The 12,761-nt window shown below is 43.4% G+C and carries 8 protein-coding genes; 5 read left to right on the forward strand and 3 right to left on the reverse strand.

The window, feature by feature from the left end:
• On the reverse strand, window positions 1-754 hold a 754-nt coding region (locus IH879_10710; protein ID MCH7675407.1), incomplete at its 3' end, for an FAD-binding protein.
• Between the two features lie 464 nt (window positions 755-1,218).
• Window positions 1,219-4,275, reverse strand: coding sequence for a PAS domain S-box protein (locus IH879_10715; GenBank protein ID MCH7675408.1), 3,057 nt, complete (start codon window positions 4,273-4,275; stop codon window positions 1,219-1,221).
• Window positions 4,276-4,692: 417 nt separating this feature from the next.
• Between IH879_10715 and IH879_10720 the strand changes: the two genes are divergently transcribed.
• The 4 genes from IH879_10720 to selB all read left to right on the forward strand — a co-directional run bounded on the left by IH879_10720 (window position 4,693) and on the right by selB (window position 11,639).
• Complete coding sequence (locus IH879_10720; GenBank protein ID MCH7675409.1) at window positions 4,693-7,515, forward strand: SpoIIE family protein phosphatase; 2,823 nt, start codon at window positions 4,693-4,695, stop codon at window positions 7,513-7,515.
• 170 nt (window positions 7,516-7,685) lie between these two features.
• Window positions 7,686-8,684, forward strand: a complete 999-nt coding sequence (locus IH879_10725) for a Gfo/Idh/MocA family oxidoreductase (GenBank protein ID MCH7675410.1) — start codon at window positions 7,686-7,688, stop codon at window positions 8,682-8,684.
• Between the two features lie 16 nt (window positions 8,685-8,700).
• Window positions 8,701-9,684, forward strand: a complete 984-nt coding sequence (locus tag IH879_10730; protein ID MCH7675411.1) for a hypothetical protein — start codon at window positions 8,701-8,703, stop codon at window positions 9,682-9,684.
• 50 nt (window positions 9,685-9,734) lie between these two features.
• Window positions 9,735-11,639 carry a selenocysteine-specific translation elongation factor gene (selB, locus tag IH879_10735; protein ID MCH7675412.1) on the forward strand — a complete coding sequence of 635 codons (1,905 nt, stop codon included), beginning with the start codon at window positions 9,735-9,737 and terminating at the stop codon, window positions 11,637-11,639.
• A gap of 64 nt (window positions 11,640-11,703) precedes the next feature.
• Here selB and IH879_10740 read toward each other — a convergent pair whose 3' ends face one another.
• Complete coding sequence (locus IH879_10740) at window positions 11,704-12,339, reverse strand: sterol desaturase family protein (protein ID MCH7675413.1); 636 nt, start codon at window positions 12,337-12,339, stop codon at window positions 11,704-11,706.
• Between the two features lie 199 nt (window positions 12,340-12,538).
• On the opposite strand from IH879_10740, the gene IH879_10745 reads away from it, so the two are divergent.
• A complete protein-coding gene (locus IH879_10745; protein ID MCH7675414.1) occupies window positions 12,539-12,712 on the forward strand; it encodes a transposase in 174 nt (57 codons plus the stop codon).
• The last annotated feature ends 49 nt before the right edge of the window (window positions 12,713-12,761 follow it).

Consider the following 12,761-nt stretch of genomic DNA (forward strand, 5'->3'; position numbering starts at 1 on the left):
AGTGCACCAGCCATTTCCCACCTTGCTTTTCGACATAGCGGACACTGACTTCGGTAAAAATCTCTACACCGTGATTCCAGGCGTCGGGTAAATAGTTCGTCTGCACCGTGTTTTTGGAGGTGTGGTTGCAACCGCTGACACAGTCCCCGCACAGGATACAGGGCGTTTGCTTGACCCCGACATGATTTATGTCATCTTTAGTTTTGTCGAATGTCACTGCAATAGGCGGCCGGTAAAAATTTTCTTTCATGAATTTACCGGACTTTTCATGTGCCTCTAATTTTTTCAGTTTTGGAAAGTTTTTGGGATAAGGTTGAGGATTCAGCATTTCTCTAGCGTGAGCATACCCCTTTTTTATGCCGTCTTTGAGATCGCCAATTAGTGCCTTTGGCCATGCCGGGTTCTTGAAAACCCGCGGGTCGGACTCAATAACGACGTTGGCATTGATGAGGGAGGTACCGCCTAGGCCACAACCTACTAAAACGTTGATATCGTCGTTTACATGAAAATCAAAAAGTCCGGTTTTTGAACCGATGTGTTTGTCGGGTATATCGACTTGCAGCTCTGCAGTTGCCTCAGGCAGTGTATCGGGAAATTCACCGGGAAGAAACTCTTTGCCCCGCTCCAGCACACAAACTTTCTGACCGGCACGCGCCAAGCGAGACGCGGAAATGCCGCCACCGTACCCTGAGCCAATAACCACAACCGTATAGTTGCTTTTCATAGCTTCGATTTGTGAGGATAAGTGTCCCATGGGAATGCCTCCGTTAATTTAATAGTTTAGAAAGTTGTCAATTTATTTCCGAAAATGATTATTTAGGTGATATGCTTGCCATTCAGTAAACTACCTTAAATGAAAACCTAACGATTTCATATCATAAATCTTTGAAATCAAAGACAGCGTTTTATAGATTTTTCGTGAAGCCGAGCAATGCTGAGCGGCTAAAATGGAAGACGGAATCAAACCATCGATTCTAAATAAGTTCAACTATATAATAATAAGTAGAAACTTAAATCAATCCTTCGTTGCTGAGGTCAGATAGTGAAAGGCTGGTATAATTAATCAAATTTGCCAAAAAAAAAGAGACTTGGAATTGTATTGTGACAAAATATAAACAGAAATGTCAAGAAAGTCAAGAACAAAATTTGTAGAGAAGCACACGCACGCACGTTGCCGGGTGTATCGGTTAAGGTTCGTACTGACCTAAATTTTAAAACCTAAGTCTTCTCCAGCAATTCATCCAAATTCATGGGAAAGATAATTGTGAAAGTAGTGCCTTTCCCTACTTCGCTTTCCACGGTGATTGTGCCTTTGTGATCTTCGATGATTTGGTAAACGATCGACAGGCCCAAACCGGTGCCGACCCCGACACCTTTAGTGGTGTATCCCGGGTCGAAGATTTTTTTGAGTTTGTCTTTGGGAATGCCGCTGCCATTGTCTTTGAACTCAATATGAACTTTGCCGTTTTTTTGTGAGGTCGTGATCGTAATCTCTCCCTTGTCTTGAATGGCCTGCTTAGAATTGATCAGCAAATTGAGGAAAACCTGGTTCAGCCGTCCCGGGAAGCAGGCCATCGGCGGGATGTCGCCGAAGTTTTTAATGACTTTTAAATTGTGTTTAATTTCATGATGAATCAAAGTTAGGGTGTCCTCAAGCCCTTCGTGAATATCGACTGTTTTTAGTTCGGCTTCGTCGAGGCGGGCAAAGCTTCTGAGGCGCCTGACAATTGTGATAACCCTTTCGCTGCCGTGGTCGATCACCCGGTTTGCATCTTCGATCACTCGGAGGGGCTTGGAAAGGCCGTCGTTTTCCTGCAGCTCTTTCGGGAATTGCGCCTCGATCGTTTCTTTTAATTTTTTGACGGCGCGTTTCAAGGTGTCGTGCATACTCGAGACCGCGCCGATTGGCGTATTGATTTCGTGAGCAATTCCGGCTACCAACATACCCAACGAAGCCATTTTCTCAGATTGCACCAACTGGGTTTGGGTTTCTTTGAGAGTTTTCTCTGCCTGCTTGCGTTTGGTAATGTCGCGTGCGAATCCTACCCGGTGGTGAACTTCGCTTTTATCATTGTAAATTGTAAAGGCCGAAAGCTCAACATCGATTGGCTTGCCTGATTTCGAGTAACTGACAATCTCGCCGCGAAAGCTGCCTTTTCTCTCCAATTCCGTTCCGATTTTCTGGAAGGTTTCCTCACCGATCAGAATAGCCGCAGTCTTGCCATGAATATCTTTTTCCGTGTATTCGAGCAATTTTTTGTGAGCCGGATTTATCTCTAAAAATATACCCTGCGGATCATAGATCGCGATTGCGTCATGCGAGTTTATAAAAATTTCCCGATACAGTTTCAATTTTTCTTCGGTCTGTTTTCGTTCCGTAATGTCAATACCGGTGCCAATAACAAACTCAATGTTACCCTCCTTGTCTTCAAGCGCGGTATTTGACCAGTCAATCAACCGCTGTTCGCCTTCTTTAGTTAGCCAGTAATTTTCCGTCCGGTTTGGGAAATCACCGCCAATGAGCTTATCAAAAGTCGCGCGTACCCGCAGGACTTCCGTTGGAATGAGAAAGAGATCCCAAACATGCTTGCCCTTAACTTGCTCAAATGAATATCCGGTTGTTTCTTCACAAGCCCGGTTGAACCGAATGATCCGGCCTTTTAGATCGAGCACTACAACCAGCGCACCCGCGGTGTCAAGAATCGCCGAAACAAAATTTCGCTCCCGTTCCAGGGCTTCTCTTGCTTGTTTTCTTTCGGTGATATCTGTGCTGACGCCGCAAACCCGATAGATTTCTCCCTTTGAGTTTCGAATTGGGAAGGCACGAGACCTTATCCAGCGCACGGATTTGTCCGGCCGGACAATCCGGAACTCCTGTTCATTTTCTTTACTTCTGTGTTTATTAATGTTCTCCGATACCTGGGTGCGATCATCCGGATGAATCGCCTCCAACCAGTCAAACGAATTCCTGTAGAGATTTTTTGCAGGTCTACCATAAATTTGCTCATATGCCGGACTGACATAAATAGTCTTCTGTGCGTTGAGATCCGCCATCCAGAATGCCTCATCGATGTTTTCCGTTAACTGGCGGAACTTTTCTTCACTCTCGGAAAGATCCTTGAGAAGCCTTGCCATTTCTGAATGTTTTTGTTCTAACTCTTCCTGCGCCGCAAGAAGATCAACATTTGCTTTCCCTAAAGAATATGTCTTTTTTTCTGATTCTTTAGCCTCTCGGCGAAGCTGCAAATTTGCGTAACGGAGCTCCTTCGTTCTCTCAAGAACCTTTGTTTCGAGAGTACGGTAGCTGCGGATATTATCGAGGGCAAGGCCGACCATGTTTGCAAACATCTCAAACCTGGCTATGTCCTTATCATCCATGTCACGGTCATGGTGCTGCATATTGCCAACGATAATGCCAATCGGTTTTTTCTCCGCTTTAATTGGCGAAACCACCACGGCTTTGGTGCGAATTACCTGCCCGGGTTCATCTTTAGGCCATCTCGGGTCGGCATTCAGATCGGGAATAAATATAGTTTTACTTAGTTCGATGCTTTCCATGAAGTGGGGCGGAAATTTAAATTTTTTAGACTTTACCCGGTTTAAAAAATTTCTGACCAACTCTTCCGAATCCTTGGCCATACAAAGCGAGTAAAGCGCCAGTCTTCCGTTTTTATTAAGAAACATGGTTGCCCGGTCAAAGTCTAAACTCTTGCACAGGAGTTTTGGAGCTTCTTTCAAAAGCTCCTTTTCCGAATAAAGTGAGCTAAATTTGTTTGATACCTCATTCAGCGCAATCAATTGACGATTGGCATATTCAAGTCTTTCGGTTCTTTCCTCCACTCTTTTCTCGAGTTTCTGAGAATATTTTTTTAACTCTTTTTTAGATTGCTCAAGCTGTATTTGCAGTTGTATTTTTTCAATGGCTTTGTGAATGGTCGTGGAAATTTTATTTATCTCCGGAGGTTTTAGGACAAAGTCGTAAGCTCCTACCTTTAATGCTTTAACAGCCATATCCACAGAACCGTGGGCAGTAAGAATGATCACCGGAACATCTGCATCGATTTTCTTTATTTTTTTCAAGACTTCCAGGCCGTTCATTTTCGGCATATTCAAATCACAAAGCACAACATCGACTCGGCTCTTTTTAAACGAGTGAAGTCCCGCTTCTCCGGATGCCGTTGAAGTGACTTTGAAGCCCTGGGCGGCCATTTGTTCTGCAAACTGTTTGCGCTGGCCGGCATCATCTTCGATATATAAAATCTTAATTTTGTCCATTGTACTTTCGCTTAATGACTACAGTAATTTTCTAAAATGATAAACTTTTTAGTTTTCAAAAGCAAATAGAAAAAGGAAACCAAAAATTAAACGGATTTAGCGAATGAACGGATGCTCTGATGTGTAACTCTGTCTTTGGATTGCAAAATCAGCGAAGCGTAGGTTTGCAAGTTCGGAAAAGAATAACAGCATGCCCCGAAAACCGATATTATATACTGAAGGAGCCGGGACTGACTTTACGCTGCAATTAGACAATAATGATCTGGCGGCACTGGGATGGAGAAGTAACCTTGTCCTCATCTTTTCGTCTATGATTTTAACACGTTTTCAACATTCATTTTAATCTTGCATAACATAGAAAAGAAAGTTACTTTTAACCTACGGTATTCCAATTAAACAATAGCTTTCAGTATTTGAATGGATAACCAAACATCCTATCCCAAACTTTTTCGAATCTTAATTGCGCTGCTGGCAATCTATTTGCTTATTAGTGGTCTTACGAATGCTTATCATTTTGCAAGCAGGACGACTGACGAGAACCTGTTCAGAAATCCGCCTTCAAACCTTTATGTTGCCGGTAATTTCCCAGCGACAAAACTTGACCGTAATGATGAACCCGTTGATGACAACTCCGCACAGGATTCTATACGTGTCGGAGACATATTAATAAGGGTAAATGATCATAAAATTTATCAGGACTTTAACCTCGATCAGTTATTACAATCTTTGCCGGCTGAGTCCGATTTAAAATTCGAAATACTGAGAACCCCCGAAGACAAGAAGTACACCTACCGGATTGCGAAAACAAACTTTCCCAATAATTTTTACCGCCGCTTGCCTGTGACAGTCTATGTTCAGGAAGTTGAAAGGGGGGGCGCCTCTGATATGGCAGGAATGCAAAAAGGCGACTTAATTTACCGAATAAACGGACTAACATTTAAAAACGCCCGCGAAGCCGACAGAATCTTGCGCACTTCTGAAAGCGGAACAACCATTTCATACGATATCATTCGAGAAAATCAAAACATTACCCTGGCGGTGACTTTGGCCAGGTTTGGCATTCAAATTTCATTGTTAATTTTTTTCTTGTCCGGAACGGTGTTCTGGGGCGTGGGAACGTTTATCGCTTTAAACCGGCCCCGGGTTTTAGCTGCCCGCTTAATTGGCTTATCTTTAATGGCGTTGGGTTACACCTTTATGATTCTCTTATTTGGAGCAGCAGTTCAACAAAGTTTTTTCGCTCTTCTTTCAACCCTTACCGTAGTCAGCGCGCTGCCATTTGGAATCGCCATGTCAACCCACAGCACATTTTATTTTCCCGAAAAAAGACAAGAAATGTTAGAATCCCGCTGGCTCCGCTTGATTCCTTATGGCCTGGCCAGTCTGTTTGTTTTATTATTTCTATCAATTTTATTCCGGGTCTTTAGAGGGTTTGAATACCAAACAGTCTTTATTTTGATGTTACTTTCAATGTGGGGGTATCATTTTGCGATCCACTTCATCTACCGGAAACATCGTCCCAGCCAATATAAAAAGATTAGCAGAATTATTTCCAGGGCTTCTTGTCTTGCTGCAGTTACCGCAATAGCTCTTGTATTTTTCCTTGATCAGGCCGGCCAAATTCGGCAAATGGGGTTTGCTGGGATTCCATTGGTTGCAATTCCGCTGATTTATCTTTACGTCATCGGCCGCTATCAACTGCTCGGAATGAACCTGCATGTGCGGCGAAACATAATTTTTATTATTGTTTCGTCTTTGTGGATTTCGGTGTTTGTCTTGCTACTTCTGCGCACCTTGTTTGCTTTGGCAGATATTTATATTGACATCCCCAACCTGCATTTTACGGGCACCTCAATTGTGGTTATGGATGTACCTCCGGATCCCAGGCATCGCGATTTTTTAGAAAAGCTGATTATCATATTTGTTTCAATTGGAATGACATTTGGTTTTATAAAGGTCGGAAAAAAAATTCAAGGGTTTATCAATCGCAAGTTTAACCGGGACCATTATAATCTCAGCCGAGCAACCAGCGAGCTGGCCGAGGTAATGGCCACAAAATTAAGCATGAAGGAATTGGCTCAAGGCGTTGTTGAAAGATTGGCGAAAGTGATGCAATTGAAACGGGTAGGCGTAATATTTTTTCGTGATGAAAAATCTTGCTGCCAGGAAGCATACGGTTTTGACGGCTCGCAATGGGACGATATCTGTTTGACTTCCGGCAACGCAATAGTCGATGAAATTCAGAAATTTAAAAACGAGTCCCGCTTTAGTGTCGAATTCTTGCCTCCGGAGGCAAAAGAGGAATTCAGAAAACACGGGTTTTGTCACATCATTCCCATCAGGTTCAAAGACAGACTCGTCGGTACTTTCATTGTTGGAGAAACACTTTCGGAATCTCCTCTGCATTTGGAAGATCTTACCTTTCTGACGACCGTAGCCAAGCAGGCCTCCCTGGCAATTGAAAACGTATTTTTATATGAAGAGCTGGCCGAGCAGGAGCGGCTAAAACATGAGCTGGAGATTGCCCGGCAAATTCAGCTGGCGTCGCTTCCCCAAAGCACACCGCAAATTTCAGGCCTGGATATCTCAGGGGCATCGATTCCTGCCCTGGAAGTCGGCGGTGATTATTATGACTTTCTAAATGGCCCTGCCGGATCGATTACAGTGATCGTTGGAGATGTCAGTGGTAAAGGCACCTCCGCTGCACTTTATATGTCTAAGATTCAGGGCATTTTGCGCTCTTTGCACGAATTCAATCTCTCACCACGGGAATTGTTTATCCGGGCGAATCGTCTCCTTTACAAAGACCTGGAGAAAAAGTCCTTTATCACGGCAATCGGTGCCTACTTCGACAGCTCGAAAGGGAGTTTGGTTCTAGCGCGGGCCGGGCATCTGCCGCTTTTTTATTATCATGCCAAATCCAAGCAGGTCAAGTGGGTCACGCCAAAAGGACTCGGGTTGGGTCTGGAGCAGGCTGAAGTGTTTGCTGATGAACTCGAAGAAGAGGTCATCAACTACCAGCCGGGAGATATTTTTCTTTTCGTGACCGATGGCATAACCGAAGCCCAAACCCACAATGGCGGACAGTTCGGCGAGGAAAAGCTTTCGGAAATTTTGTCTGCAAGCAGCTCTTTTGATGCTAATAAACTTCGCGACAAAGTCCTTTCCGAAGTGACACTATTTGCCGAGGACAGGTTACCCCACGATGACCAAACCGTGGTTGTTGTAAAAGCCCTGTAGGTGCCCTGTAGGTCAATTAGGGTTGAAGACCTAATTGACGTATCGAAATTGTCAGAAAGTCCTTTGGACATTTCTGCCTGCGCTTTCTCCTCCCTTGATTTTTTTCTGTAAAATACTACATTTACAAAAAGTAGAAACTTAGTGTCTTAAAATAAATTTTATCAACCGTTATGAAACCCATCAAACTCGGATTTATCGGATGCGGTATAGCAGCTACTGAGCTTCATTGGCCAGCCCTGCAAAAATTAAAAGACCAATTTCAAATCACTGCGGTCTGCAATAATACTGAGCAAAAGGCGAGGAAATTTTCCAAATTGGTTGGCGGTGTTTCTTACATGCTCGATTATAAAGAATTGCTGAAAAACCCGGATGTTGAAGCAATTGTCATAGCCCTTCCGATTTATTTGAATAACCGAGTTACCAAGGAAGTTTTGTTAGCGGAAAAGCATGTTTTTGTCGAGAAGCCTTTGGCCGCAAACCTGGAGGAAGCCCGTGATCTTCTAAAGTTTGGACATTCATTTTCGCAGGTGAAAATGGTAGGAGAAAATTGGTACCATCATCCGGTTTTTCAGCGGGTGAGAGAATTAATCGTCGAAGATCGAATTGGTGATCCATACGCAGTTTTCTGGGACGTCTTCCAACTGGTAACATTAGAGAACAAATACGCGCAAACGAAATGGCGCATTGAGCATAAACACAAAGGCGGATTTATCACTGACGGCGGGATTCATAACATCGCCGCTTTGCGCTTGATGTTTGGCGAAATCAGAGCGGGAAATGCCTTCAGCAAATCCATTAATCCGGCAATTGGAGAAGTCGATACATTTAGCTTACAATTCGAGACAAAAAATCGTGTACACGGTGTTCTGAATATTTTTCGCAGTCCAATTGGCGTTTCAAAAAATCAATTGCTCGTTTTGGGCAAACAAGGGAGTATAATGGTTGAAGCCAATAAACGGATTTTGGTAAAGAAACAGAATGGCACCGAGGTTGAAGAAACGATTGAAGAGGACACAAGCTACAGAAATGAATTTGAGGATTTTTATCAGGCCATTCGCAACGGCAAGGAAGTTGTGAGTTCATTTTCAAAGGCTTATGAGGATTTGCACGTTCTACTCACAGCATTGGATTCAGCAAATCAATTTCATGATTTAGGTACCAGGGGATAATTTATTTTTGCTACAAATGAAAAAGAAAAAAATCATAATCGGAATTCACGGGGCTGGGAATAAACCAGCGCAGCGCCTGCTGCAATTGTGGTGGCGTAAAGCTATTTGTGAAGGTTTGGAACGAATCGGACAGCCGCGCCGAAATTTCAAGTTTGAATTAGTTTACTGGGCGCAATTTCTCTACTCTGAGCCGCAAGACCCTGAAGCGGACGATCCGGAAAGTCCTCTTTACATCAAAGAGCCGTATGTTCCGGCTGCTTCGAATAGTGTGCCTCAATCACCAAGCAGGGTAAGAAAAAAGTTTTTGGATTGGCTCGAGATTATGATGGATAAACTGCTGCTTTCGGAGAACCGGTTTTTCAACTTTGACCGGATTGGTGATTATGTGCTCCGTAAAAGATTTCGGGATTTGGAGCTGTATTTTCACAAAGCAAATGTGGAGCTGGATCAGGCCGGGCTTTATGCAAAAAAACTGATCCGCAAAGAGTTGGCTAAAAAACTCAAAAAATACCGAAAAAGAGATATTTTGCTGGTATCCCATTCCATGGGGACGGTTATTTCTTACGATGTTCTAACCCAACTGGCATCCGATTCTGACATTCACACGTTCATTACGCTTGGTTCGCCCCTGGGTCTGCCGGCAGTCATAAAGAAAATTTTTGTTGAACAGCACAAAGACTTAAAGAATGAAAAACTGCTGGTCACTCCTGAAAATATTCGGCAGTCCTGGTTTAACTTTTCCGATTTGAATGACCGCGTCGCCCTGGATTATAAACTCTGTAATGATTTCATACAAAACTCTCAGGAAATTGGCCCAAAAGATACTATCGTACAAAATGATTATGAAAACCACGGAAAAAAAGATCATCATAAGTCATACGGGTATTTGAGAACCCCGGAAGTTGCTGAAGTCATTGATGGTTTTTTGACTGGAGGAAGGCTATCATCATTTGAATTACTGCAAGAATTGCTGGGGAGATTCCAGAATAAGGCAGCTTAAAATATTTTCCTAATTTAGGGAATATTCCATTTATTTTTTGCGAGGTTCATGTGTCTCACACTATTATCGGCACAGCCGGCCACATCGATCACGGCAAGACAGCCCTGGTGAAAGCACTCACCGGAGTGGATACCGATCGCTTAAAAGAAGAAAAAGAACGCGGCCTTACGATCGATTTGGGATTCGCCCACTTTGGTAAAAGTGCAACGATTATAGATGTGCCGGGACACGAAAAATTTATCCGCAACATGGTTGCCGGAGTGAGTACCATCGAGCTTGTTCTTCTCGTGGTTGCTGCAGATGACGGCGTCATGCCCCAAACCCGGGAGCATTTGGACATCCTGAAAATTTTGCAGGTCAGGCAGGGAATTATTGTCATAACCAAAAAAGACCTGGTCGATGATGATTGGTTGGGGTTAGTACACGATGATGTGCGCAGCCTGATCAAAGGTTCGTTTTTGGAAAATGCCCGCATGATTGCCGTTTCTGCAATCAACGGTGAGGGCATCCCCGAAGTCAAAGCGGAGCTTGAGAACCTCTACGCAAAAAGAAAGTCGAAGGAAGACGGAGGCATTTTCTGGATGCCTGTGGATCGCACCTTTACAATGAGGGGCTTTGGGACCGTGGTGACGGGGTCGGTACTTTCCGGACAGCTCAAAGTTGGAGAAAGTTTAGAACTCTTGCCGCAAAAGCAGAAAGTCAAAGTTCGCGGTCTTCAACGTCACGGACAAGCGGTTGAAAAAGTTTCGACGGGCGACCGGGCGGCGGTTAATTTGCAAGCAATTGAGAAAGAGCAGATTCATCGCGGAGATGTTTTAGGGGCACCCAATTATTTTTCACCTTCCCAACGTTTTGATGCAAGATTGCAGCTCTTGAAGTCGGCGCCGCGTGCTCTCAAACCGCGCTCGCGGGTGCGAGTTCACTTTGGCACCACCGAAGTCATGGCGCGACTTTCTCTTATAAAGGTTTCTAAAATTGACCCGGGCGAAAGTGCGTTTGTCCAATTCCACCTGGAACAACCTGCGACTGCCCGACGGCTGGACCCTTTTGTCATTCGGCAATATTCTCCAACCATAACAATCGGTGGCGGGGTGATTCTTGATGCGAATGCTCCGCGTCACAAATTATCCGATCCTTCGGTTTTACAGAAATTGCAGGCACTGGAAAAAGAAAATCCGGCAGATGTACTGGAAAGCAAGCTCTTGTCCGCTCGGTATGATTTGCTGACATTAGATCAGTTGTCCGCGGAGATTGCGGCCTCAAAAGAGGCCATTAAGGCCCTACTCAATGAATTGGAAAATCAGGAAAAAGTTGTCCTTCTTAAAAAAGCTGGACAAGAGGCGGTGATTCACTGCAATAATTTTGAAGAAGTCAAAAACATAATAGTTAAGGCAGTAGCTGATTTTCACAAAAACAACCCTGCAAAGTTCGGAATTCACAAGGCGGAGTTTAAAAGCCTTATTAAGGTTAAAATGGACTCGGAACTCCTCGATTTCCTTTTGCAGGATTTACATAAGAGCAATCAGATAAAGGAATCCTCGGGAATCATAAGTCTAAAAACTCACAAGATAGAATATTCTCCGGAGCAGGAAAGTCTCAGGCACCAAATTGTTGAATTGCTTTTTAACGAAGGATTTTCCACATCCTCAGAAACAGAAATGGCTGAAAAGCTAAAGGCTAATCAGAAAAACATCCGCGACGTTTTGTCTCTAATGATTGGCTTAGGAGAGGTGATTCGGGCTGATGGAAACATTTACTTTCACCCAAAGCGAGTCCAGGATGTAAAAGAAAAATTGGCATCCTATTTTGAAATGAATAAAGAAATCACTATCGGTCAATTTAAAGACCTTCTGGGCGGCGCCAGCCGAAAATACGCTTTACCGCTTTTACTTTATTTTGACGGGCTTGGGTTTACCGAACGAAGCGGGGACGTGCGGGTTTTGGGCAATCGCTGAAAAAAGAAAAGGCTAAGAATTAGTATCTTAGCCTTGTAGAAAATTCTATTTAGAAGAAATCTTCTTAAACTTCTTCCGCTTTCGGTGGCCTTGTCGTCCTGAAAACATAATCCCACAAGGGCGAACTCACACCAAAACCGTACTTCTCATCCTGATAATGATGTTTGCTGTGGTAGTGTTTCAACCACAAGCCCATCTCCGTTTCCTTCATAGAAAAATGATGAGTGGCGTAATGAATCATGTCATAAGCTAAATAGCCAAAAACGAATCCTGAATAAATAGGTGCGGTATAAGAACTTCCCATCAGTACCCAGAAAAATCCATAGAAGATTAGAGCAAGAGGAATACTTATAGCAGGCGGCATCACCAACCGCATCGGGTCTTTTGGGTAATCGTGGTGGATGCCGTGTGCCAAAAAGTGAATCTGTTGACCAAGTTCACTTTTGGGGTGATAATGAAAAACATAACGGTGTATGACATATTCCATTAACGTCCAGAACAGAACGCCTGCTAAGAACAACAGCGTAACCAAACCGGCCTCAATGGTACCGGAGTTAAAAGCCAAAAACAAAAAATAAGAGATAACCGGCAGAAAAAGCATGATGGGCACCGTCGGATGCACATGTGACAATTTCTCTATCAACTCATTTGAAAAAAGTCTTGGCGTCGTTTCTTTGTTACTAACGTAACGCTTCGCCATTTTGCCTCCAAATCTACTTCAATTGTAAAATTAAGCATACAAGAATATGAAATTATTAACTGATTGTCAAGATTTTTTTGATAAAACAACAACACGCCTCGAATTATTTCATCTAAAGTTTCAACTATCTGTAAGTATCGTCAAAATAGGGATGTCCCGTCTGACATAGGTTGACATTTAATCAACAAGGAGGCAACCTATGTCCGACGGAGGTATTAGGTATCGTTTTCGTTCAGCATTTAAGCAAAAAGTTATCTTAGAGTTTGAATCAGGTAAATTAACCATTGCAGAAGCGCGCAAGATTTATGATATTAGAAGCCAGCCAACCATTTATGAATGGCTCGGAAAATATGGCAAGAATCATTTAATTTAAAAAGTCGTTCGTGTTAAAATGAAAGACGAAAAAGATAAATTGCCGAGAA

The organism is candidate division KSB1 bacterium (assembly GCA_022562085.1).
Classification (GTDB): Bacteria; Zhuqueibacterota; Zhuqueibacteria; order Oceanimicrobiales; family Oceanimicrobiaceae; genus Oceanimicrobium.

What these genes read in the sequence shown, in the direction of transcription:
- IH879_10715 (MCH7675408.1), bottom strand. Translation starts at nt 4,275, where the DNA reads ATGGACAAAATTAAGATTTTATATATCGAAGATGATGCCGGCCAGCGC.
- IH879_10720 (MCH7675409.1), top strand. Translation starts at nt 4,693, where the DNA reads ATGGATAACCAAACATCCTATCCCAAACTTTTTCGAATCTTAATTGCG.
- IH879_10725 (MCH7675410.1), top strand. Translation starts at nt 7,686, where the DNA reads ATGAAACCCATCAAACTCGGATTTATCGGATGCGGTATAGCAGCTACT.
- IH879_10730 (MCH7675411.1), top strand. Translation starts at nt 8,701, where the DNA reads ATGAAAAAGAAAAAAATCATAATCGGAATTCACGGGGCTGGGAATAAA.
- IH879_10740 (MCH7675413.1), bottom strand. Translation starts at nt 12,339, where the DNA reads ATGGCGAAGCGTTACGTTAGTAACAAAGAAACGACGCCAAGACTTTTT.
- IH879_10745 (MCH7675414.1), top strand. Translation starts at nt 12,539, where the DNA reads ATGTCCGACGGAGGTATTAGGTATCGTTTTCGTTCAGCATTTAAGCAA.